This window comes from Photobacterium kasasachensis, from assembly GCF_050336885.1.
GTDB lineage: Bacteria > Pseudomonadota > Gammaproteobacteria > Enterobacterales > Vibrionaceae > Photobacterium > Photobacterium kasasachensis.
Map to the genome: position 1 here is coordinate 62371 of NZ_JAKJSH010000020.1, position 23601 is coordinate 85971.

At 46.8% G+C, this 23601-nt stretch carries 23 protein-coding genes, 2 pseudogenes and 1 riboswitch; of the genes and pseudogenes, 17 read left to right on the forward strand and 8 right to left on the reverse strand.

The window, feature by feature from the left end; genetic code table 11:
* Positions 1-34 precede the first annotated feature (34 nt).
* The 3 genes from L4D19_RS23665 (at position 35) to L4D19_RS23675 (ending at position 2696) form a co-directional block, all read left to right on the forward strand.
* Positions 35-931: an aspartoacylase gene (locus tag L4D19_RS23665; RefSeq protein WP_428454502.1), complete on the forward strand. Its 897-nt coding sequence runs from the start codon at positions 35-37 to the stop codon at positions 929-931.
* Positions 932-1060: 129 nt separating this feature from the next.
* Positions 1061-1915, forward strand: coding sequence for a DMT family transporter (locus tag L4D19_RS23670; RefSeq protein WP_428454503.1), 855 nt, complete (start codon positions 1061-1063; stop codon positions 1913-1915).
* Between the two features lie 130 nt (positions 1916-2045).
* Positions 2046-2696, forward strand: coding sequence for a BUD32 family EKC/KEOPS complex subunit (locus tag L4D19_RS23675; protein WP_428454504.1), 651 nt, complete (start codon positions 2046-2048; stop codon positions 2694-2696).
* A gap of 24 nt (positions 2697-2720) precedes the next feature.
* On the opposite strand, the gene L4D19_RS23680 is transcribed toward L4D19_RS23675, so the two are convergent.
* The 5 genes from L4D19_RS23680 to L4D19_RS23700 all read right to left on the reverse strand — a co-directional run bounded on the left by L4D19_RS23680 (position 2721) and on the right by L4D19_RS23700 (position 7897).
* Complete coding sequence (locus L4D19_RS23680) at positions 2721-3044, reverse strand: DOPA 4,5-dioxygenase family protein (RefSeq protein WP_428454505.1); 324 nt, start codon at positions 3042-3044, stop codon at positions 2721-2723.
* A 151-nt stretch (positions 3045-3195) separates the two neighbouring features.
* Positions 3196-3930, reverse strand: coding sequence for a glutamine amidotransferase-related protein (locus L4D19_RS23685; protein WP_428454506.1), 735 nt, complete (start codon positions 3928-3930; stop codon positions 3196-3198).
* A 6-nt stretch (positions 3931-3936) separates the two neighbouring features.
* Positions 3937-5100: an iron-containing alcohol dehydrogenase gene (locus L4D19_RS23690; protein ID WP_428454507.1), complete on the reverse strand. Its 1164-nt coding sequence runs from the start codon at positions 5098-5100 to the stop codon at positions 3937-3939.
* Between the two features lie 5 nt (positions 5101-5105).
* A complete protein-coding gene (locus tag L4D19_RS23695; protein WP_428454508.1) occupies positions 5106-6518 on the reverse strand; it encodes an aldehyde dehydrogenase family protein in 1413 nt (470 codons plus the stop codon).
* Between the two features lie 11 nt (positions 6519-6529).
* Positions 6530-7897 (reverse strand): glutamine synthetase family protein, encoded by a 1368-nt coding sequence (locus tag L4D19_RS23700; RefSeq protein ID WP_428454509.1) that lies wholly within the window; start codon positions 7895-7897, stop codon positions 6530-6532.
* Between the two features lie 211 nt (positions 7898-8108).
* On the opposite strand from L4D19_RS23700, the gene L4D19_RS23705 reads away from it, so the two are divergent.
* The 3 genes from L4D19_RS23705 to L4D19_RS23715 all read left to right on the forward strand — a co-directional run bounded on the left by L4D19_RS23705 (position 8109) and on the right by L4D19_RS23715 (position 11326).
* The gene (locus L4D19_RS23705) at positions 8109-9512 is read left to right on the forward strand and encodes a tryptophanase (protein ID WP_428454510.1); all 1404 of its coding nucleotides are present in this window, start codon (positions 8109-8111) and stop codon (positions 9510-9512) included.
* Between the two features lie 155 nt (positions 9513-9667).
* On the forward strand, positions 9668-10486 hold the full coding sequence (locus L4D19_RS23710) for a c-type cytochrome (protein WP_428454511.1): 819 nt from the start codon (positions 9668-9670) through the stop codon (positions 10484-10486).
* 153 nt (positions 10487-10639) lie between these two features.
* On the forward strand, positions 10640-11326 hold the full coding sequence (locus L4D19_RS23715) for a DNA alkylation repair protein (protein ID WP_428454512.1): 687 nt from the start codon (positions 10640-10642) through the stop codon (positions 11324-11326).
* Between the two features lie 75 nt (positions 11327-11401).
* On the opposite strand, the gene L4D19_RS23720 is transcribed toward L4D19_RS23715, so the two are convergent.
* Positions 11402-12097, reverse strand: coding sequence for a MaoC family dehydratase (locus L4D19_RS23720; protein ID WP_160656053.1), 696 nt, complete (start codon positions 12095-12097; stop codon positions 11402-11404).
* Between the two features lie 556 nt (positions 12098-12653).
* Between L4D19_RS23720 and L4D19_RS23725 the strand changes: the two genes are divergently transcribed.
* The 3 genes and pseudogenes from L4D19_RS23725 to add all read left to right on the forward strand — a co-directional run bounded on the left by L4D19_RS23725 (position 12654) and on the right by add (position 15331).
* The gene (locus L4D19_RS23725) at positions 12654-13763 is read left to right on the forward strand and encodes a serine hydrolase domain-containing protein (RefSeq protein WP_428454555.1); all 1110 of its coding nucleotides are present in this window, start codon (positions 12654-12656) and stop codon (positions 13761-13763) included.
* Between the two features lie 119 nt (positions 13764-13882).
* Positions 13883-14095: pseudogene (locus tag L4D19_RS23730) on the forward strand (alternative ribosome-rescue factor A); the annotation flags it as partial.
* Positions 14096-14210: 115 nt separating this feature from the next.
* Positions 14211-14310, forward strand: a riboswitch (purine riboswitch).
* Between the two features lie 25 nt (positions 14311-14335).
* Positions 14336-15331, forward strand: coding sequence for an adenosine deaminase (gene add, locus L4D19_RS23735; protein ID WP_428454513.1), 996 nt, complete (start codon positions 14336-14338; stop codon positions 15329-15331).
* Between the two features lie 68 nt (positions 15332-15399).
* On the opposite strand, the gene L4D19_RS23740 is transcribed toward add, so the two are convergent.
* Entirely contained in the window at positions 15400-16755 is a 1356-nt protein-coding gene (locus L4D19_RS23740) for an alpha-amylase family protein (protein WP_428454556.1), read from the reverse strand.
* A gap of 413 nt (positions 16756-17168) precedes the next feature.
* Between L4D19_RS23740 and L4D19_RS23745 the strand changes: the two are divergent.
* Positions 17169-17285: pseudogene (locus L4D19_RS23745) on the forward strand (HTH domain-containing protein); the annotation flags it as partial.
* Positions 17286-17356: 71 nt separating this feature from the next.
* Here the strand turns inward: L4D19_RS23745 and L4D19_RS23750 are convergent.
* Positions 17357-17791 (reverse strand): MarR family winged helix-turn-helix transcriptional regulator, encoded by a 435-nt coding sequence (locus L4D19_RS23750; RefSeq protein WP_428454514.1) that lies wholly within the window; start codon positions 17789-17791, stop codon positions 17357-17359.
* A 146-nt stretch (positions 17792-17937) separates the two neighbouring features.
* Between L4D19_RS23750 and L4D19_RS23755 the strand changes: the two genes are divergently transcribed.
* The 7 genes from L4D19_RS23755 (at position 17938) to L4D19_RS23785 (ending at position 23591) form a co-directional block, all read left to right on the forward strand.
* Positions 17938-18609 carry a glutathione S-transferase family protein gene (locus tag L4D19_RS23755; protein WP_428454515.1) on the forward strand — a complete coding sequence of 224 codons (672 nt, stop codon included), beginning with the start codon at positions 17938-17940 and terminating at the stop codon, positions 18607-18609.
* A gap of 11 nt (positions 18610-18620) precedes the next feature.
* Positions 18621-19559, forward strand: a complete 939-nt coding sequence (locus tag L4D19_RS23760; RefSeq protein WP_428454516.1) for a glutathione S-transferase family protein — start codon at positions 18621-18623, stop codon at positions 19557-19559.
* A gap of 10 nt (positions 19560-19569) precedes the next feature.
* The gene (locus L4D19_RS23765; protein WP_428454517.1) at positions 19570-20367 is read left to right on the forward strand and encodes a glutathione S-transferase family protein; all 798 of its coding nucleotides are present in this window, start codon (positions 19570-19572) and stop codon (positions 20365-20367) included.
* Positions 20368-20601: 234 nt separating this feature from the next.
* Entirely contained in the window at positions 20602-21132 is a 531-nt protein-coding gene (locus tag L4D19_RS23770) for a Crp/Fnr family transcriptional regulator (RefSeq protein WP_239413584.1), read from the forward strand.
* Positions 21133-21214: 82 nt separating this feature from the next.
* The gene (locus L4D19_RS23775) at positions 21215-21829 is read left to right on the forward strand and encodes an NAD(P)H-dependent oxidoreductase (protein WP_428454518.1); all 615 of its coding nucleotides are present in this window, start codon (positions 21215-21217) and stop codon (positions 21827-21829) included.
* A 378-nt stretch (positions 21830-22207) separates the two neighbouring features.
* Positions 22208-22618, forward strand: coding sequence for an ester cyclase (locus tag L4D19_RS23780; RefSeq protein ID WP_428454519.1), 411 nt, complete (start codon positions 22208-22210; stop codon positions 22616-22618).
* Positions 22619-22790: 172 nt separating this feature from the next.
* The gene (locus tag L4D19_RS23785) at positions 22791-23591 is read left to right on the forward strand and encodes a class I SAM-dependent methyltransferase (protein WP_428454520.1); all 801 of its coding nucleotides are present in this window, start codon (positions 22791-22793) and stop codon (positions 23589-23591) included.
* The last annotated feature ends 10 nt before the right edge of the window (positions 23592-23601 follow it).

Consider the following 23601-nt stretch of genomic DNA (forward strand, 5'->3'; position numbering starts at 1 on the left):
TTTCAGTAGATTATGACGAGTGAGAGCCAGGCCTGTGAATACAAGGACGAATACAATTAATTCGGTTGCTGTTGTCGGCGGCACACATGGAAATGAATTCAGCGGGATTTACCTGCTTCGCAAATGGCAGCAAGATCCACAACTGATCGCCCGAGACTCCTTTGCGACCCAGACTGTTTTTGCCAATCCGAAAGCGTTTGAAGAAAACAAGCGTTATCTTGATTGCGATCTGAACCGACAATTCAGCTTTGAAGATTTGAACAACCCTGAACTGGCTAATTACGAGCAGAGTCGGGCGAAGGCTATCAACCTTCAGATCGGTCCGAAAGGAAACGCCAAAACAGACTTCATCATCGACCTGCACAATACCACCAGTAATATGGGGCCGACACTGATCCTGCTGCAGTCCGATGCGTTTAACCGCAATATGGGTGCCTACGTTAAGGCAAAAATGCCTGAAGCCGTCGTGGTGCTGGAAGATCAGACATCGGTTGATGAGCATTACTTCCTAAGTTCAATTACCAAGCAAGGCGTGATTGTTGAAGTCGGCCCGCAGTCTCAGTCAGTGATCCGCCAGGATGTGCTCGACTGGATGGAAGAGATGACCCAGCACATTCTTGATTATGTCGAACTGTACAATTCAGATTCTCTGCCGTCATTGCCTGCAAGCTATGAAGCATTCAAATATGAAGAAACGCTGAAGTTGCCCGAAGATGACAATGGCGAGCGTATCGGTATGGTTCACCGAAATGTCCAGGATGCTGACTTTAAGCCGATTCGTTCGGGTGACCCGATATTTACCCTATTTGATGGTAAAGAGATTTGCTGGATTGGTGACTATGAAGCTTACCCGCACTTTATCAACGAGGCGGCGTATTACGATAATAATTTAGCGATGTCATTGGCCAAGAAGGTCATTGTCGAGCTGTAGCAGTCGAACTGTAACGCGTAGCGGGTGAAACACAGCCATACTATAGAGCAGTTCCCAACATTGGTGGGGGCTGCTTTTTTATTCTTTTGCCCCCCTGTGAAGCAGATTACGAAGGTGTTGGTTAGATAAATGACACAGGATGAAAAGCCATTCTCAAGAGTGATGGCGGTGACTACGCTCGCAATGCTGGCATTTGCCGGAAACTCATTACTAAACAGGGTGGCGTTGCTGGAAACAGACATCGATGCTGCCACTTTTACCACTATCCGTCTGGTTTCGGGAGCTGCGGTATTGTGGCTGATTTCCATTCACAGAAGTAGTGCTCAGCCAGCCGAAGGGAACTGGCTCTCTGCTCTTGCCTTGTTTACTTACGCGGCAGGGTTTTCCTTTGCCTACATCAGTTTGCCGGCTGCAACCGGTGCATTACTGCTTTTTGCTGCTGTGCAGACAACCATGTTGGGGTATGGACTGTGGCAGGGGGAAAGACTAACAGCCATTCAATGGTTGGGCTTTGGCTTTGCCATAGGTGGGTTGTTGGGATTGCTGCTACCCGGTTTATCAGCCCCGCCTCTGCTGGGCTCGATATTGATGCTCGCCGCAGGTATAGCCTGGGGAGTTTACTCTATCAGGGGAAAAACAGCCGGTGATCCGGTTCTGGCTACGACGGGTAATTTCCTCCGGGCAGTCCCTTTTACTTTGGTGTTGAGTATCATCATGCTCGGCAGTTTTTCTCTGGACTGGTCTGGGGTGGGGTATGCGGTCTTGTCTGGTGCTATTGCGTCGGGTCTTGGTTATGTGATGTGGTATAGCGTTCTCCCTGCATTGCAGGCAACAACCGCTGCTACCGTTCAGTTGAGCGTGCCAGTAATAGCCGCAATTGGTGGTGTGTTATTTCTTGGGGAGTCGATTTCACTACGTTTGTTTCTGGCATCGATTGCAATCCTTGGTGGTATCACACTGGTACTTCGCCATAAAGGGAAATAGTAAAACTAGTGTTTCTGTAATATGCCGTATTGTGAGTTAACTCATTAAATGTATAGGGCTTTCTTTGCTAACTTGTTTCGAATATTACTGGCTACAGTGTGGCTAAACAAGAATAGACAAAGGATACGCAATGGATATTACGGATGCGGTTGGGTGTGACATAGCCACCAGCATGGGAAAGCTTGAGTTATTGAAGTTGCTCGGTAAGGGGAAGTCAGGTTACTCATATCTCGCCCAACGAGGTGAAAACCAATATGTAGTCAAGTTAATGCATTATGAGCCTTGCCTGTACTATTCGTTTGGTGATGCCAATAAGGTGGAACTTGAAGTTGCAGCCTATGAAAAGTTGCAGGAAGTCGGAATAAACGTACCGACTTTATTAGAGGTGAATGCTAAAGAAAACTATCTGGTAAAAGAGTTCATTGATGGAAGCCTTGTAACTGATCTTATCGTTGGCGAAACCCTACCGGAAACCTGTGTTGAGCAAGTCTGTAATATGGCCTCTACGCTCCAAAATGAAGGGTTAAATATCGACTATTTCCCCGATAATTTTGTATTGTGCGAAGGCACTCTCTATTACGTTGATTACGAACACAACCCCTATGATGAAAACTGGAATCTTATAAACTGGGGACTGTATTACTGGGCAAACTCACAAGGAATGAAAGCGTACAGGGAAACGAAAGATCCTGCTCAAATCAATATACATGAAAGTTCTGGGATTCCGATAAAAGCGCCATTCAAAGAAAAGATAAAACAGTGGGTTAACTGCTACGTCTAGGAAGCCTTTTATAGTAATAATCTTTTAATGTTGCCCGAATATTTCTGTGCGAACACTTAGCCTTTCGCCAAGCCAGATGGCATCGCGGGTATGATCGGCGAGATGATTCCCGGTAACCGGGTGGATCAATACAGAAAGCCCAGCACGATGTTGTTCGAGCCATTCGATGAAACCAAATTGGTTATCGTTGAACTGTACTTCGAACATGGGCTTCACATGAGGACCAACTTTCTTTTTCACCAACGGGAAGATTGCGGTGGTATCTGCTCTGCTTAGTCGGATTTGCTGATGGATTTGTTCAGCAAGTGACTGTTGGGAAAGGTCAAAATAAATATGAGCATGGTACATTGCTGTTTCTCCTGCAGTTATATCAAACCGAGCATTTATCTGTTTGATATAACCAATTGTAGAGAAACTGATAGTGACCTCCATAACCCCAGATAGAAGAAGATGTTCAGATATTTCGAATAATCTATTTGGACCAGCTCTAGACACTTAGTCAGTGAGAGAAGTTCAGGTGTCGTAGCTTGATAAAGTTAATGATCCACTGGGTGACGACTAAATGATCTGTGGGTTGGCTCTGTGAAAGTAAGGCGTGTTCAGATGTCTGTAAAGGATAGCTATCACGTCTTAATTTGATCAGATCGTGGCTGTATTCCGGAGTAAACTCCGGATGCCCCTGGACGCCGAGAAAGTGACTGCCAACTTGAATCATTGCATAGGGGCAAAATGCACTACCAGCCAGTACCCGTGTATGCTTGGGTGGTTCGATGACTTGGTCCTGATGGCTGACCAGCAGTGAGTAGCCTTTCATTGCTGGTGTGAGCCAGCTATGTTTGCTGACTTCGTCAAGTTGAAGCTCCACCTCGGCAACGCCGAGCCCCCAGCCTTTGTCTGAACGTGAAACTTCTCCTCCGAGTGCTCTTGCAATCATTTGATGGCCGAAACAAATTCCGATGAAAGGAATGTGTTGTCGGTACAGCTGGTGGATGAAGGCTTCAAAAGTGCGGATCCATCTTATGTCATCGTAGACGCTGTACTTGCTGCCCGAACTGACATACGCCTCGCACTCATCCAATGACTCTGGATACTGGCCGTCAATAACGCGATAGAAGTGGAGCTCGATGTCAGAGCCGACCTGGCGAAACAGCTCGCTAAACATTGCCGGATAGTTGCCGTGCTTTTCTTGCAACTCGGGCCTAACATCGTCACAGAGTAAAATGCCCAGTCTCATAGTGCCTCAGTCAGTTAGCTTGCCGCTAACGGCGCGACAAAAGATATCGGCATATTGCGCGGCGTCAAACGAAATAGGATTACCCGGTGCGGCCGCATCTGATGCCGCCATTTCACCTATGCGCTGTGCTTGTTGGTCATCAATACCAATTTCAGCCAGAGTATGAGGAATGCCCAGCTCTTTTCGGAGTGAGAGCACCCAAGCCATAATACCGTCAAAGTCAGGTTCGGACAGTGCAAGGTATCGGCCTAGCCTGGCCATTTTCTCATTAATTCTGGGTCGGTTGGCTGCGAGAACATATGGCATCAGTACAGCGTTGAGCAGCCCGTGGTGCTGGTTATATACAGCGCCTAATGAGTGAGCGAGGGCATGCATTGCGCCGAGCCCTCTCTGGAAGGCGGTAGCCCCCATTGTTGATGCCACGAGCATCTGGGTGCGGGCCTGAATATTGCTCCCGTCGAGATAGGCGACGGGAAGGTAGTGCATGATCATCCGCATGGCTTCGAGGGAAATGGCCTCGGCCATCGGGTGATAGGACGGGGAGCAGAAGGCCTCCAGATTATGTGACAGGGCATCCATTCCTGTCGCAGCTGTCAAGGGTTGTGGCAGGGTGGTGGAAAGAGAAGGATCAAGCAAAACGTGAACAGGTATCATTTTAGGGTGAAAAATGATTTTTTTTACCTGTTGGCTTTCATCGGTGATCACTGAGGCTCGGCCAACTTCTGAGCCGGTACCTGCAGTGGTCGGTATGGCGATCACCGGCGCAATAACATTGGCATCGGCTTTCTGCCAGTTATCTCCCTTATCTTCAAACTCCCAAAGCGGGAGAGACTGATTCGCCGCCAGTGCAATCGCCTTGGCGGCGTCTATACTGGAACCTCCGCCAAAAGCAATAATGCCGTCATGTTTTCCTTCCAGATAATGGTGGATCCCGGCTTCGACATTCTGTCCGGTTGGATTTCCCTGAATGCCGTGAAATATCTGAATCTCCAGATCAGCAAGACGACATTGAGCAAGGGCATTTCGAACCATTTTACTGTCAGCCAGGACAGGATCTGTCACCATCAGCGGCTTATGAATGTCGGCATCTTTACAGTATTGGGCAAGTTGGTCAGAACAATGTTCACCAACGGTAATTGCGGTGGGATAGTGCCAATGTGCCTCGAGCATGACGGTTACTCCTGAGGGTGCTTGATGTGAAATGATTTAGGCCGGGTCAGGGTTTCAAACCCCAGTTTTGACAGGGCGCACCCGCGCCCAGAGTGCTTAACGCCCGCCCAGGCAAGCGCCGGATCAAGGTAGTCACATCGGTTGACAAAAAACGTACCGACGTCCAATTGTTCCCCTAGCTTTATGGCCTGCTTGGTATCGCGGGTAAAAATGCTGGCGGTAAGCCCGAATTCGCTGTCATTCATCAGGGCGACGGCTTCATGATCGGAATGCACTTTCTGTACGGCAACGACAGGGCCGAATGTCTCTTCGGTCATGACTCGCATCTGATGAGTCACATCAGTCAGCAACTGAGGGGCTAAATAGGGCGTACCCGGTTTGCTGGCCGGAAAGTCGGATTCATTGATGTGGGCGGTTGCGCCCATCTCGATGGCCTGCTGGATATGAGCCCGAACAAAGTCGGCTGCGGCGGTTCGCACCAGGGGACCGAGGGTCGTCTCGTATTCGAGCGGCGAGCCAAGTTGGTACGTATGAATTTCCTCTTTGGCACGACTGACAAACTCATCATGAACTGTGGCGTCGACGTAAACACGCTCGATACCGCAGCATGATTGTCCACCATTGAACAGAGCGCCATCGATAACAGTGGCTACCGCATGGTCCAGATCGGCATCGCCACGGATATAGGCAGGATCTTTGCCGCCAAGCTCCAGACCAATGTTGTGGAAGTGGCCGGCCGCTGCTTTCTCGACCATCCGCCCTCCAGAGACCGAACCGGTAAAGACCACATGTTGTATTTGTTCGCTGGCAATAAGCTGTTCGGTATCAGTATGGTTAAGAAAGAGGTGCTGGAACACGCCTTTGGGCAGCCCGGCCTCATCAAAGGCCTGCTGCAGTCGCTCAGAGCATAGCGGCGTTTGTGACGAGTGCTTGAGAATCACACTGTTTCCTGCCAGCAGAGCCGGTATGATCGAGTTGATAGCGGTGAGGTAAGGGTAGTTCCAGGGGGCGATGACAAAGACAGTGCCGAGGGGCTCATGCTTGATATAACGGGTAAACCCCGGTTTTTCGTTCAGGGTGATTGGTTCAAGTGCCTCGTCGCAGATGGAGATCATATAGCGAGCACGCTCTTCAACGCCTCTTAGCTCGCTGTTGCTGTAGCGAATCGGGCGTCCCATCATCCAGCTGATCTCGCAGGCAATCATCTCTTTGTGGGTCAGCAGGGCGTCAATGGCTTTGGTGCAATAGGCTTTCCGCTGTGAGAGCGGTGTTTGTCGCCAGTGACTTTGCGAGATGTTTGCCCGTTCCAGCGTAGCTATGATGTCTTCCTGGCTGGCTAACGGCTGGGTGACAACAATGCTATTATCCGCCGGGGAGACAGTTTGTAAGACTGTGTTTTCATCAGGTTGATGTGTCATGCCTGCTTGCCTCAGATGATTTCGAAGTAGCGGTTGAGTTCCCAATCAGTAACATGCTTTCTGAATTCTCTGTCTTCCCATTCTCGTGATGCTGCGAAATGTTCTACGAAGGCATCACCAAACAGCTCGCGTGCTGCCTGTGATGCTTTGAAGCGCTGGGTGGCATCCCATAGGGTACGAGGTAATTCCAGCTCTTCAGGGTGGGGCTGCTCATAGGCATTGCCGGTAACAGCGTCATAGGGCTCCCATTCCCTTGCGATACCATACAGGCCGGATCCCAGGGCAGCGGCTAGGGCAAGGTAGGGGTTGGCATCTGCGGCGCCAATTCGGTATTCGATTCGCTGGCTTTTGGTAGAGCCTGAAATTACTCTCAGGGCCGTGGTTCGGTTCTCGATCCCCCAGGTGGCATCTGTGGGTGCCCAGAATCCAGGGATCATCCGGCTGTAGCTGTTGACGGAGGGGGCAATCATACACAACAGCTCGGGCATCAGCCGTTGCTGCCCGGCGAGAAAATGCCGCTGTGCCTTACTCATGGTATGGGGTTGGCTTGAGTCAAAAAATGCTGACGAACCGTCTTTGTTCATTAATGAAAGGTGAATATGGCCGCTCTGACCGGGATAATCATTGCTCCACTTCGCCATGAAGGTCGCCAGTAAATTCTGCTTTTGAGCCAGCACTTTCATGTAAGTCTTAAATAGCGCAGCCTTGTCTCCTGCGGCTTCGGCGTGGTCAACGGCAATAGCAGCTTCGATCACACCGGGCCCCGTTTCCGAGTGGATCCCCTCTATCGGAAAGTCCATGGTTTCGGCCATGGCAAGAATGCTTTTGTATAAATCCGAGTAGGTAGAGTTGCGGATCATGGAATAGCCAAACCAGTCGGGTGTGACGGTTTCTAAGTTTCTGAAGCCTTTCTCTCTGGCGGAGTGCGGGGTTTCATTGAAGAGAAAAAACTCATACTCCAGGGCAGCCATGGCATCAAACCCCATCTCGTCGGCTTTGTCGATCACCTTTCTTAGCGTGGCCCTGGGGCAAATCGATTCAGCCTTTCCGGCAAACTCGGCAATAAACAACAACATTCCGTCTTCATCGAGGACGTCTCGACAGCTGTCTGGAATAATACGAACGGGGGCATCGGGGTAGCCGGTATGCCAGCCGGTGTATTGGGTATTGTCATAAAGCTGATCTTTGACATCCCATCCAAGGACGACGTCACAAAAGGCGAACCCATGCTCGAGAGAAGAGAAGAATTTGCTTTTGGACATGTATTTGCCGCGCATGACACCGTCATTGTCAAATAACCCGACTTTGACGTGTGTGAGGCCGCGGTCGTTAATAATGGCTTTGGCGTCGTCGATCGTCTTGACGTCTCTTGGTTCCATATTGCTGGCATCCCTGTTAACTGTAAGAGCAGCCGGATAATGTTGTTGGTGCCTTATGAGTTCCCTAAGTCGTCTTTAGCTCAGCTTGGCTCAATAAGGTTTTATAGGTGGCTGATATATTTAACGTAGGAAGGCGAAGGGTATTCGTCAACTTAAGGAAGGCAGGGATTTGCCTTACGCTATAGTTAGCGGTGAGGATGAGGAGGCGCCGATGAAACGTATTCCTGAGCCCTTTCGGATAAAAATGGTAGAGCCTATTCGGATGACGACGTTGGCGGATAGGCAAGAAGCTCTCAAGCTGGCGGGTTATAATCCCTTTGCGCTGAGAAGCGAAGATGTCTACATCGATCTGCTGACCGACTCCGGTACCGGTGCGATGAGCGAGTGGCAGTGGGCGGGGCTGATGCTGGGTGATGAGGCTTATGCGGGTTGCCGTAATTACTTCCACCTTCAGGCTGCTGTTGACGATATTTTTGGCTACCATGACTTTGTTCCGACACATCAGGGACGTGGTGCCGAGCAGATACTGTTTCCGTGCCTGGTTGAGAAAATGCGGCAGGAACGCGGTGGCACGCAACCAGTATTTCTTTCTAATTTCCATTTCGATACCACGGCTGCCCATGTGGAGTTGTCTGGGGCCGTGGCCATTAATTTAGTGGATGATAGGGCATTTGATACTGAGCTTGCCTATAACTGGAAGGGCAATATTGATCTGCAGAAGCTCAACGCCTGTATTAGCCATTATCACGCCGAGAATATTGCGGGGATCATTGTCACCATAACCTGCAACAGTACAGGAGGGCAGCCGGTTTCGATGGCAAACCTGAAAGCGGTCTACCAGGTAGCCAGGCAATATCATATACCGGTGATCATCGATTCGGCCAGGTTCTGTGAAAATGCTTGGTTTATCAAGCAGAGAGAGGCCGGTTATCAAGACCGTTCGATTAAGCAGATTATAGCCGAGATGTATCAGTACGCCGATATGCTAACGCTATCGGCAAAGAAAGATCCCTTGGTCAATATCGGCGGTGTATGTGCTATTCGCAATGACCGAGCGTTATTGCAGGCTGTGCAAACCCGCTGTGTACCCATGGAAGGTTTCATTACCTACGGCGGTATGGCAGGCAGGGATATGGAGGCGCTTGCTCGTGGTCTCTATGAAGGGTTGGATGAAGATTATCTGACCTACAGAATCAAGCAGGTTGAGTACCTCGCTTATCGATTACAGCAAGCAGACGTTCCGATCCAGTTGCCTGCCGGTGGTCATGCTGTTTTTGTTGATGCAAAAAAGATACTGCCGCATATCCCGGCAGAACAATTTCCTGCTCAGGTATTATGTAATGCGTTGTATCTGGAGGCAGGGATCCGCGCGGTTGAAATTGGATCACTGCTTGCTGGTCGTGACCCTGTCACAAAAAGGCAAAAACCATCACCAGTGGAGTTTTTGCGTCTTACCATTCCCCGTCGCGTATATACCAATGATCATATGGATTATGTAGCTGACGCGTTGATCAATGTAGTCCACCAGGCGAATAACTTATCCGGACTGGAGTTTGAGTACGAAGCGCCGGTACTTAGGCATTTTACCTCGACATTTAAACCAGTAAGCGGATAGCTCAAAAATCGCGAACAAATCAGCACAATCCGTGATATTGCTTCCAATAAGCGCAAGGTTTAGCTTTCCTTAGTTGCTACTGACTATATTCAAAGTAAATCAAGTAATTAGTAAGCATTCTAACCAATAATTGCGATGGAGAAGGGGGCACGACAATGATGCGTTCAACTTTATGGATGAAGTGCTTTTCAGTGTTATGTTTGTTGTGTGTATGGTCGGCAAGTGCCTATTCAGCGAAGCTTGTTTTTTTGGAAGAAGGGAAAACCGTTAATGCGTTGACGCTGGGGGCAATGAAAAAACAATTACTGACACATCAGATAGATATTTATGATCCCCAATACAAGAAAGATAAGCGATATCTGGCCTTTGCCCTGCATGATGTTATGGCATTGGCTTACGGAAAATCGTGGGAAAGTAAGCTGAGTACCGACGTTAAGTTTGTTGCGCTTGATGGCTACCAGGCAGTTTCGCCTTTCGATAAACTGTTAGAACAAGGTGGCTATATCGTATACCGAGATGCGGAGCAGCCTGACTGGGAACTCATTGGTCACAACCAGTCAAACCCCGGGCCTTTCTACATGGTCTGGACTAGCGACAAGCAGACACCTAAGCAAGCCTACCCATGGCCTTATCAGTTGGCGGTAATTGATACGGTTGAGTTTAAGAATCAATACCCGGCATTGTACCCTCAGCAAGTTAAAGAAACGACGAACGTATTTGCCGGATTCAAATTATTCAAAGACAGGTGCATGAAGTGCCACGCATTAGATCAGCAAGGGGGAAAGGTTGGTCCTGATTTGAATGCCCCAATGAATATCCTCGTCTATCGAAGTCCCGAGATATTGCGGGAGTACATTCGTCAACCATCGAAATTCCGCTATACCCAAATGCCTGATCATACCGATCTTAGCTTCCAGCAAATTGATAGTATTCTGGAATATTTGGCCTACCAGGGCAAAGCCGCCAAACGTTGAATACCATTTTAAATGGGGAGACTCAACGTCCAGTAAGCTCAGCAGGATTGCTGAGCTTATCGATTGAAACTGCGTGATAAAAAGTAGTTTTCCGCTATTCCTAACTGTGTTCCAATACAAAAATAATAATAGTTAGTTGTAAAGGAAGTACTTATGTCTCTGATCATTCCCATGGTGATCTTTATGCAGCAGCGCATGGCTGAAGCAGGCAATGCCGAGGATGCAAAGGCGATGCAGGCATATATGAAGACGGACCAGCCGTTTTATGGTGTAAAGGCACCGGAACGTCAGGCCATTTTTAAACAGGCTCGCGAGCACACTAAAGTCGGCACATTTACAGATTATAGCCGCCTGGTTCTCTGGCTTTGGTCAGGAGAGAATCGGGAGGAACAGTATTTGGCGATGGATGTTGCCGAATACTATAAAGCCTTTCGCACTAAGGAAGCATTTGAAATCTACGAGGAGATGCTTCTAGAGGCTGACCATTGGGATACCGTAGATAAAATTGCATCTAACCTTATCGGAGGCCTGGTTAAAGAACACAGAGAGCTGGAGGAAAAGCTCAGAGAGTGGCGTGTATCCGATAACATGTGGTTGCGCCGAACTGCGTTGCTGGCCCATCTCAAGCATAAGTCTGAGACGAATGTCCCTTTACTGGAAGAGACTATCTTGATGCTGGCAGATGAAGAAGAGTTCTTTATTCGAAAAGCGATTGGCTGGGTGCTGAGAGAATATTCCAAAACCGATCCTGATTATGTCTCAGGGTTTGTAGCTCGCAATGAAGGTAAGCTATCTGCACTAAGCAAGAAAGAAGCATTAAAAGTGATTGAAAAAGTGTAGCGACCAGATACAGATATTGAAAAAGGCCATCTTGAGATGGCCTTTTAACGTTTGGGTGGTACAGTCTGGCTTCGTTTAGAAGTGCAGGCGGATCACAGATTCAGCGACACAGCCCGGACGGCGCACGCCCTCAATCTCAACGGTTAGTTCCTGAACGATTTCAAGTCCACGCTTGATAGGTGTAACAGACTGAATTTTAGTGCTGGCACGAACACGGTTACCTGCTTTTACCGGATAAGGGAAGCGTACCTGATTCAACCCGACATTAACGGTCATCTTCGCCGTCGGGAACTTCTGGTTGTCTGGATCAACACTATCAGTCAGCACAGAAAGTAGCGACAGAGTTAAAAAGCCATGGGCAATCGTGGTTTTAAAAGGTGACTCTTCGGCCGCACGCTCTGGATCGGTGTGGATCCACTGATGGTCCTCAGTAACATCTGCGAAGCTGTTAATACGGTTTTGATCGACTGTCAGCCATTGACCGACATGAATGACTTCACCAAGGGTGTCATTCAACTCATTGAACAGTTTTTCTGCTTCAGGCTTCATTACGATTGGCGCAGGCTGGGCAACAGGCTCAGCAGGTGCTGCTATATCGTCATTGGATGCCAGTTTATGATCTTTTATTAAAAGACCGATTTGGCTATTGTTTGCCTTATTTCTAAGCTCAAGCCAGTAGTCACGCAGGGAAGGTGATAGGAAATCTTTAAGTTCGAACGGATGTACTGAAAGAACATCACGCTTCTGTTTAAAAAAATCGACTACATTCATGACTATGTGACCTTATTAATATGTGTCTTGAAGTGGCTGAGGCTGTGTATTGTAGCGGTTATGGCCAACAATAAAAGTCATTTTGTGCCCTGGATCTCACTTTCAAGCTCATCCGATGAGTGTTTCTTTTTATTTATCAAGTATATATGAACAGCGCAAGGATAGTGCAAATAATCTAAAAATTGACATAACTATCACGTAAACGGTATGAGTTCTCAATAAAACACTATTTTCAGCGAACACTTGTACACAATAAATATTAATTTCAGCGAACACCTGTACACAGTTTGGCTATTTTGAGCGCACACTTGTAAGCAGTAATTATTAATTCTGTTGAATTAATAGCAAATAAATGCGTCATGTTAAAAAAGAACAATAAAATAATCATAGAGGAAAAATAAGTATATTTCTTGAACTATTTTCTAATAAATGATTTTTTTTGTTCTATTTTTTGACACTTTATTGTTATCGAGTTTAATTCTCAATTCAGAGAAGATAATGTGCTGCTTTTAGGCGCTAACCTTAGTGAAAATTCGATAAGGTTGGTGTATCTGTGATGTGCAGATTGTGGTCTGTCTTCCTTCTCTTGCTGCCTTTGGGGGCTGGCAACGCTGCCCCCAAAGACGAGATTGTTTTCGCACTCGATAGCTATGTGAAAAAGTCAGTGAAGAAAGGGATTCCCGGTGCATCACTGGCTGTCATTATCAATGGCAATATTCGCCTGCTGCGTGGCTACGGGGTGACAAAAGCCGGTGGCAATAAGCGGATAAACTCAGCCACGGTTTTTCCGCTGGCATCGATATCGAAAACATTTGCATCGGCAGCAACATCGATATTGGTTTCCAAGGGGTTAATTGAATGGGATACCCATGTCATACCTTATCTCGACAATATTGAGTTCAGTGATCCTAATCTGGGTAAGAGCGTCACATTAAGACACTTGCTGTCACATACTACCGGATTGGTGCCTCAGGCCTATTCCGATCTGCTGGAAGACAACGTGCGCTATACCCGCATACTCCGGGCGTTAAAGCGAGTTAAGTTCGTGTGCGATCCCGGAAAGTGCTATGGCTACCAAAACGTGGTGTATAACCTCAGTGCCGACATGCTGGCTCAGGCCGCGGGGATGGATTTTCCCACCTTGGTCAAAGAGCAGGTCTTTATTCCGCTAAAAATGAATCATGCATCGTACGGGCTGGATGAGTTCGAGCAGAGTTCAAATCGCGTTGTTCCGCATGTCAAAGTTAAGTCTGGCTGTGCCGCTGTGAAACCCGCGCCTTATTACTACAAGGTGCCGGCTGCGGCAGGGGTTAATGCCAGCGCACAAGATTTGGCAAAATGGATGCTGGCCCAATTTGGCCATAACCCGTCGGTACTGCGATCTTCGGCCCTGGAGGTGATGCATAAGCCCCACATACGGGCAAATCAGTACCGTTATCGTGCCAAGCTGAGCAATGTTTATTACGGGCTGGGCTGGCGGACTTTTGATTACAAGGGGATCACTGGCTTTGTTCACCACGGCGGGTGGGTGAAGGGGATACGAACTGAAATGGTATTTAATCGGCACACCCAAACCGGCATGGTCTTTCTGACCAACTGCGAAACCAAAGTTGCCAGAGAGATTGTGCTGGAGTTTCTCGACCTTTATAAAGAGTATCTGGAGTGAATACAGGATCAGGCGTTATGCGTTTTTTTGCTTCCAGTCATTGATGGCGGTAATATTTACCCCTGAGGTAGAATGTGTATTTCTATCTCGTCAAAGATTCTTATCAGAGGAAAGATATCATGGGCAAGAAAAAGAAGTTACAGCTGGTGGAGAATATCCGGCTAGCTGAGCAGAATGAGCAACAGACCGAGCTAGGTCGCGGTACGATTCAGGACAACGCCCTGAAGGCGGCTGTGACAAGCAAATTATTTCGTACCCGTGTCGTGAAGGCGAAAAAAGGGAAGGGTAGCTTTCAGCGCAAGGGTAAGCACGGAGGGCGAGAGTCCTATTCAATAGCAGCATAGTTGTTGTTATCGCATAGGGTTTTTCCCCTGTACTATAATTATTCATTTTAGCCATCTCAGATGCGCTAACCGTATGGATTGCAGGTAGTTAATCACAATGATAGACTCCTCAGCCAACTTGCTTCGTATAATCCCAATGATATGGTTTGGGAGTTTCTACCAAGAGCCTTAAACTCTTGATTATGAAGTCTGTAACTTTATGTACCATTTGAATAAAGGTAGAGACTCATGAACTACTTCGACCTGCCCAAAATAGATCTTCACTGCCACCTAGACGGTAGTGTTCGTCCGCAAACGATTATTGAACTGGCTCACCAGCAAAACCTGACTCTGCCAAGTGAGGATATCAGTGAAATCAAAACACTGATGGTTGCTCCAGAAACATGCCAGAATCTTGATGAGTATCTGATGCGCTTTGAATTGCCACTTTCAGTGATGCAAACAGAAGAAGGGCTAGAGCGTATTTCGTTTGAAGTGTTTGAAGATGCTGCCAAAGAGAACGTCAAGTATTTGGAAGTTCGCTTTGGTCCTATGCTTCATCTGCAAAATGGCCTGACCTTTGACCAGATCATCGGCAGCGTTGTTAAAGGCATGAAGAGAGCAGAAGAGCAGTACGATATTCATGGCAATTATATTTTGTCGATTCTGCGTACCATGCCGAAGGATCGTATTAACGAAGTCATTGATGCCGGTGCCAAGTACCTAAATAACGGTGTTGTCGCTTTCGATTTGGCGGGAAGTGAAGTGTCTGGCTTCTGCCATGAGTTCATTCCATATGCTCAGTATGCCATCGAGAAGGGATATCGAGTGACCATCCACGCTGGTGAGCAGGGCGACGGCCAGAATGTTCATGATGCTGTATCGCTATTGGGCGCAGAACGTGTTGGCCACGGTATTCATATCAAAGGCCACCCGGAAGCTTATGAGCTGGTAAAGAGTGAGTCTGTGGCGCTGGAAACATGTCCTAGCAGTAACATCCAGACTAAGGCCGTTGATAACCTCAGCAGCCACCCGATCAAAGCTTTCCACAAAGACGGTGTATTAATCACCATCAACACCGATAACCGTACTGTGTCTAACACGACGATGACTGATGAAGTGCGTAAGGTAGTGGAAGAGTTCGATCTAACCCGTGAAGATTACTTTGCTATCTATAAGGTCAGTGTTGAGCACTCCTTTGCGGCAGATGCAGTGAAGCAGCATCTGATGCAGTACGCAGAATAACGATCTGTTTATTCGAAAAGGGCCAGACATGATGTCTGGCCCTTTTTGTATCTAAAGCTGCTTTGGAATTAGAGAGCAAGCATTCGTGCAGTTCGAGCTGGTACAGAGAGCGTGTGATAGCGTGAGCTGATGGTTTCGCTATGGTTGCTCAGCTTATCTTTGTATGGCAAGTACCAGTTGAATTCGAACTGATTGGTATCAATGGTATAGGAGCGCTCCTCGCCACACTTGTTGATAGCGACAAGCCCTTGTTTCTCGCGTTTGAATACAAGCAGGCACTGATCGCTGTACAGCGTTTGCATTGTTTTGCCTTGCATCTGATTATGGAAACTGATCATGGCGGTCATATCACTTCTGTTCCATACACCTTTCCAGCGGCCATTGTCCTTGTCTTCGTTGGCTGGTAGTGCATCGCTATAAATTAGTGGTGTGCCACCGTCTTTACCCAGAATATACGCATAGGCGAGCTTTTCGTCAGCTGGATCCATGATTTGATAGCGGAAGCCGTCATTGGTCGGAATATCGTGGGTAATGGTAAAGGTAACGGCTCGATCATTGGATAGTGCCTGACCGTAAGCTTGAGGGTCGTGGAGTACTGACATACTTCCGTTAAACGAGAAGGCCGAGCGGATTGAGGCAAACAGAGGGAAGTCGTAGGCACTGTGGTTGGTGTCGTTCAAGTACGGTTCCAGGAACGCATGGTAATCGTTGCTGCCCTTGCCACCGCTGGTGATCACTTCGCCAAAGACATGCATACCAGAGGTGATCTCTGGGGTGAAGACTTGAGTGATCTGGTAGTTGCTCATGTGCTTGACGGCATCCACTCGAAAACCAGATATTCCCATATCTTTAAGCGCCTGAAGATAGAGTCGTTGCTGCCCGACAACCCAGTTGTTTGGATCAAGATCCGGCAAGCCGACATCGCCGTTGCCACCGCACAGGCGCCAGTATTGCACGTGCCCCGGATTGCTCCAGTCGGTGATACACCCGGCCGGGTGAAAGTCGTTGGCAGAGAACTGACCAAGGCTGAGATCACCAAACAATTTCTGCCGATTCACGTAGTCTGCGTTTTGGCTATATTGGGCAAGCAGTTCGCTGCCAGGGTAATTCAGATCGCTGCGTTTCCAGCTCTCGTTAGCCATGTGGTTGAGAACAACATCGGCATAGACACCGACACCTTCTGCTTTTAGTGCGGCAATCAGTGCCTGCAAGTCCTCTTTGTTACCAACAGGTGAGTCAATCAGGCGAATGTCCTGAGGCTGGTAACGGGCCCACCATTGATCACCGGTCGATTTTAACGGCGGGGAGATGAGTACTGTCTTGTAGCCGGCTTGTGCGATTTCTTTTGCCTGACTGGTGATGTCACTGTATTTCCAGTTAAAGGCATGAAGAATGGTATCGGCATGTGCCTGGGAAGCAAACATGCCTGCGCCTAGCAGTGCGCTTGCGCTTAACAGGCTCGCTTTCGTCAGCTTGTTAATCCCCGATGTTTTTTTCGATGTTGTGGTTGCTAATGTAGAGTTGAATTTTGTCATTGTTGTGCTCTGCTTTGTTATTGGAATAGGTTGGAGATTATTTATTAAACTGGTCAATAATTAGCGCTTTTTTATAAAGGTGAGAGCGGTATCTCGAACGGTAGTGATGAACTTGTCAGTAGTGTGAGTGGATGAACATTTTGTAGGGGTGGAAAATAAGGTTTGTCATGCTGGTTGAGCGTCAGTATAGCACTGCTATTAGATGAATATATTGAGCTGGCTCTATAATGTTGAAAAAGCAAAAAATAATTTGGGTGAAGTAATATCTGAGATTATTCGGAAATTGCTTTCGGTTGGTTGATATGTCCCGAAGCCAACGCTTATTCGATTTGCTTCAATTGTTGCGCTGTCATAAATACCCAGTTTCAGGTGACTACCTAGCCCAAGAACTAGGTGTCAGTCTTCGTACCATCTACCGTTAGCCGCTTGTATGTAGTTAATCATGTAGTAGAGCTGTTTCTAACGTGATTAAGCTTTAAAGCGGCTCGTTTTATATTTTTTTAATCAAGTCAAATAGTTGTTCAACTTCATCTTTTGTTAGCCCTTCAACATTCATATCTAGTAGTTGCTTATCTGCATCAACATGCGCCTGAGCACCTTCGGCAGTAAGGTGGATATGAACAATACGCTGGTCTTGCGTACTACGCTGTTTTTCGATTAATCCGGCATCCATCAGCTTGTTTAAGGCTCGGGAGACATTCGGGCTGTCATCAATCATTGCCTGCTTGATTTGATTGACGGTTAGGCAATGGTCTGGTGCAAATGACAGTGCATGCAAAATATTCAATTGCGTCATCGACAGGTTCATCGGGGCCAAGCGACGTGCCATCTCGCTTTTGTATTCTTGACCAATACAGGTGATTAAGCCTATCACCTTACTTTCTATGCTCATATCGGCATCAATAATTGCTTTTTTGTTGGCCAACTGTCATCTCCTCCGCCAGAAACGGCTAGTTTACCCCACATCGTAGCCCATCTCATCTCTTGCTATATGTTAAAATAATCCTTGTATTTATAATCCATGGATCATAATATTCAAATCGTTCAAAACATGATCAGCGAGGTTTGAAAGTGATCACCGTTCACCATCTGGAAAATTCGCAGTCGATCCGTATTCTCTGGCTGCTTGAAGAGTTAGGCGTGGAATACAAGATTCAGCATTACAAGCGTGTAGGACCGCAAACGTTGGCACCTGAACAATATAAAAAACTACATCCTATCGGCACATCGCCGACTATCTCTGATGGCGACCTAGTGTTGCCTGAAACTGGCGCTATCGTTGATTACATTCTCGATAAATATCCGAATACTGCTTTAAGGCCAGAGCCCGGCAGCTCTCAACGTACTCGATACCTTTACTGGATGCATGCAACTCAGGCGAGTTTTATGCCTTTGCTTCTCGAAGCGCTGATATTCAAACGGATGGTGTCGAAAGTGCCGTTTTTCATTCGTCCGGTAATCAAAGCGGTCGTGGATAAAGTACGTGAAGGCTACCTGTGGGTAAGGTATCGCCGCCATTTGGCATTTATGGACCAAGAACTGTCGCAATCGACATGGCTTTCTGGTGAAGAGCTTACAGCTGCTGACATCGTGATGGGTTATTGCCTGGAAGTGGCAGAAGTACGCACTGGAATAGGTTCACAATATCCGCATGTTGAAGGTTTCTTGACGCGGATGCGTGCTCGTCCAGCCTACCTGGCTGCATTGAAGAAGAACGGCGAATTCAAGCCATTGGCAGAGTAGGGGAAACGATTATGACTGATCAGCAAACCTTCATATTTCACCATAAATCGGTCTCTCCATATTCCGAGAAAATTCGTCTAATGCTGGGCTACACCAATTTGTTCTGGCTTTCTGTTGAAGCGCCATTAACCCCGCCAAGACCATCGATTGACCCGCTTCTCGATGGTTATCGCCGAATTCCGGTGGCTCAGCTGGGCGCAGATATTTTTTGTGATACGCGGATCATAGCAGCTGAAATTGCTGAACTATCAGGAAATGAAAAACTGAACCCGTTCTTTCAGTCACAGGAAGAGTGGCAATGGTCTGAGTATATAGAGAATGATGTTTTTCATTTCTCCCTTAATTCGTTACACCCTCTGGGGTTGATACGGGCCTTGCTGTCTCAGGTTCCATTGCGCCAGTTACCTAATTACCTGGCAGATAAAAAGCATCTATTCAGAAATAGTAATCCTGAGCTCACAGCGGCGGCACCTGACAGGGCAAGAAGTAAAGCGTTGTGGCAACGGTATCTTGATAAGCTAGAAACGCGATTGCTGAAGGACTTTCTGAATGGGTCAGCACCGACCTATGCGGATTTTTGCGCTGTTCATCTGATTTGGTTTCGAATGGGAATGGAAGGGCGCGTACTGTTTAAAGGCCGGCCTCAATTGGAAAAGTGGTATCAGAAAATGATCAGCTTTTCTCATGGCAGATCGGCTGACATTACACCATTCAATGCAATTACTTCAGCTAAGAATAACCAGCCACGTTCAATAGACACTTCGATGACTCAAGGCTCATTAATAGGCAAGCGTGTATCAGTGGCAACGACGGATATTCTTCTGGGCGATACACAGGGTTGCCTGGTGGGCGAAGATAATGAACGTTGGATACTGGCGAGAGACACAGAGGTTGCGGGTAGGGTTCATGTTCATTTCCCCAAAGCCACCTATCAGATAACAACACTGTAGAGGTAATAAGATGCATACATTGAACCCAGAACAAATGACAGGATTACACCTTTTCTATCATCCGCTCTCGAATTGTGCCGGGCGCGTTTTACTGGCTATCGAAGAAAAAGGGCTCAAAGTAGAAAAACACCTGATTGATTTGCTAAAAAGCAAGCAGCTGACGGAGGAGTACATTGCTATCAATCCCAAGGGAGAGGTACCCGCTATCGTACATGACGGTATGGCTATGCATGAGTCAGTTACCATTCTGCGTTATCTAGAAGAAACCTTTCCTGAGGTGAGTCTGAGCCCAAAAGAAGATTCTCTTAGAGAGCAAATGAATGACTGGTTGGACGCCGCCGGACGTTCTCACGAACCCGGTGTCGTTAACTATGTATATGCCAAGGGGTATGGTCGGCTTCCGACCCCACGAGACTGGGTGTTTTATCAAGCGCATATTCCTCACCGTACTCGTTTTCACGAAGAGAGAAGGAAGGGATTGATTGGTTGCGATCTCAAACAGGCTGAAGCTGTGCTGCATGATCAGTTCAGTAAGCTGGAGCAGGCATTGCAAGACAGGGAATATCTGGTCGGCAATACGTATTCGCTTGCTGATATTGCCTGGTTTCCCAATGCGTTTGTGTTGCAGGTTCTGGGTTACTCACTTCAACCTTTTCCTAATGTTAAGCGCTGGATGAAACGCATTGAATCTCGTCCAGCGTTTAAGAATGGTTACCGAAAAGAACTGCCGCCAGTACCTATGTCTTTGCTGGGGGTAATTGCAAGGGCAGTGACTAAGATTGTGCGCAAAACAGGCGATCGTTTTTAGAAACGATGGTTACTCCATTATCTCAACATTTTCTTTTTGAAGGATATCCTCAAGCTGGTGGAATCGTGTATTTTTGTTGCTTGACTTTAATAGCAACTAGTAGAGCTTGGTCGCTAGAAACATTTAGTCTTTTAGGGCTGTGGTTTTCAATGTATATAAGATTTTTTGGCATACGCATTTTGTAAGCCATGATTTTCGTATAATAATGAGTAACGGCTTAACGGAATTTGCAGTATGAGTAACAAAGAACGAATTTGGCAGGCTTTCTCTCCTTACGCGAAACGTATAGAGCTAAGGAAAAAAGAGGTTGTGATTGAAGAAGGTTCAATGAGTGACACACTTTATTATGTTGAAAGTGGTTGCCTGAGATCATGGTTTAACCACGATGGTAAAGATGTATCGTTTCAGTTTTTTCTCGAGGGGCAATTTGTCTCTTCTTTTGAAAGCTTTATGTATGATGAAGTTAGCCCTTATACCGTTGAGAGTATTCTCCCGTCGACGGTATATGCTATTTCAAAGCAATGTGTCAATGAGCAGATCGTGCAGTCTCAAGAACTTAAAGATGCTATTTTTCAAATGCTTTGTGAAAGGTTAAAGCATTATCAGAGGCTGTTTCTGTCGCGAATCAAAGATACACCACAACAAAGATACCAAGAATTAACCAATGAACACCCAGAGCTTATTAGATTAATACCGCAGCACTATATTGCATCCTATCTTGGGATCACTTCTGTTTCACTGAGTCGAATTCGATGTCGGAAGTAGCTACATTGATAACATATGTTATCGTTTGATTTCTTTCCTCTGCTCTAAGATAAAGCTTTCTAATTGAGACATAGAGAAAGCTATGCGTGTACTGATTGTGTTTAATCACCCTTATGAGATGAGCTTTTGTAACGCCATTCTGAAAGCGGTCAAAAGAGGGCTGGATGAAGGAAATCATGACATTGATCTTATCCATCTCGATAACGACAATTTTGACCCTGTGATGAGAGGAAAAGATCTTCAGGCATTTGCCCTGGCTCGAACCGATCCTGAACGTTCCCAGCAGCTTCTTGATGAGCAAGTTCTCGACTACAAACAGCGAATTGAAAGAGCAGATCATATTGTATTTATTTTCCCTATTTGGTGGGAGCTTATGCCTGCACTGACAAAAGGATTTATCGATAAACTGATATTTCCTGGGATTGCTTATGACTACAACTGCAAAGGGACTCGCATGTTTTCCAAACTGGATAAATTGAAAGGCGTAACCATGATCACGACGATGAATACACCGTCTATCGCCTATAGGCTGTTGTTTGGTAATGCAATTAAAAAAGCTTTATTGCTGGGGACATTCTGGAAGATCGGTGTAAAAAACAGAAAGTGGATAAACCTGACCTATGTAAAGTTCACTTCGGATAAAAAGAGATCAAAATGGTTAGCAAACCTTGAAAGCAGTTTTTCTGCAATCAGGTAAACGTCTGGTTTAGTAAAGGTTATATGGGCAGGATAAATATGCAAACGCACGTTACAGGGCTAGAAAAGTGTCCTTTCTGCGGCAGTATACTGTTAAGCGTTGAATTGGTTGTTCCTTTATGGGGGGATTCAACTCCTCAAGAAACAATAGTTTGCAATGATTGTGCAGCATCAGCGCCATATTTTATCTGGAATACAAGATATGAGGTATTCACGGATGAATGCATTTCGTGATGGAGGTTTATCAGCCTGGTTAGGTTCGTCTGATTAAAGGATAGAGTGTGAATTATACTAGGCAGTAGTCTATACCTTTACTGAGCATAAATTCCTTATGCGACATGCTGTAGGGGGATAGGTGTTCCCCGGTAAGGAGATGACAATGAATCTAACCGTTACCAAGTACGAGCGAGTATGGATTGAAGGGCTCAATAGAGGAGATGTTTCGGTTGCTGATGAGGCTTTTGCACCGAATTGCGTCATTCACATAGCCGGGGCACCGGAGCCTAACATCTCGGTTTCAGCATTCAAAGAGTTGGTAGCGGGTCTTTTGACCGCTTTCCCTGACTTACAGATTACAGTCGAAGATCAAATTATCGCGGGTGATAAGGTGGCGACAAGGTGGTCGGCTGAAGGGACGAATACGGGGCCTCTAGGTGACACTCCGCCAACAGGTAAACGGGCAAAGTTTGAAGGCTTGATACTAGATCGTGTTGTAGGGGAGCAAGTTGTTGAACGTTGGGAGCAGTGGGATCAAATGGGGATGCTGCAACAAATTAGTGTTATCCAATAGGAATAATAACCGACAAATCACATGTATATGCTTATCGCCTCACAGCAAAGCGGTTGCGTATTGCCGCTAAGCTGTTAACTTATATTCTTCTTTATAAATCAGCCTCGAATAAGGTGCACAATAGGGCGTGTTGACCTTTCGAGTTGATTTTTCCACTGCACAGGAGGTAACAGTGCAAGAAGAATATATGGGGTACTATGCGAATTTTGACGAGGAGCAACGTCTCGTCTGTCAAAATATCACCCGGATTGAATTTGATACAACGGTTAACCAGTTGGAAGTATTTACCCAGTCAGCAAAGAAGCTAACAGAGCTCGGAGCAGCAACTGGCCGCTATTCCATATATTACGCGCAGAAAGGGCTGGAGGTTACCGCTGTAGAGCTAGTGCCAGAGTTGGTTTCACAATTAGAGGATAACACGGCCGAGCAAGGTGTCGAGCTGAATATTCATGAGGCAAATGCGACGGATGTGAATTTTATTCCGAATAGCTCTCAGGATATCGTGCTTATTCTAGGTCCTCTGTATCACATTCAGAATGAAGGTGAGCGACAGGCTGTTATTAAAGAAGCTCATCGAATTCTCAAACCGAATGGTATTGTGGCAGTGGCCTATATCAGTCGCTTCTTTGTTGCCGGCTTGCTGGCAAAAATGTCTCATGCTCTGGTAACACCACAAGTTTTGGGTGAGTTACATGAAACAGGATTGGTGACGACAAAAGATGTCGACCCGTTCTTTAGAACGGGATACTTTGCCACGCCCGATGAGGTTGAAAGTTTAGTTCAATCAGAATGCCTCGACGTTGAAAAGCATGTGGCGACAGATGGCTTTGGGCGGTACATTGGGGCGGAAATTAATGCGCTGTCTGAGCAAGAGTATCAAGCCTGGTTGAAGTATCATCTGATGGTATGTTCCGAACCATCATTGCTTGGCTCGAGTAATCATGGGCTGGTTATTGCACGTAAACCAGAATAATAACTCTGAT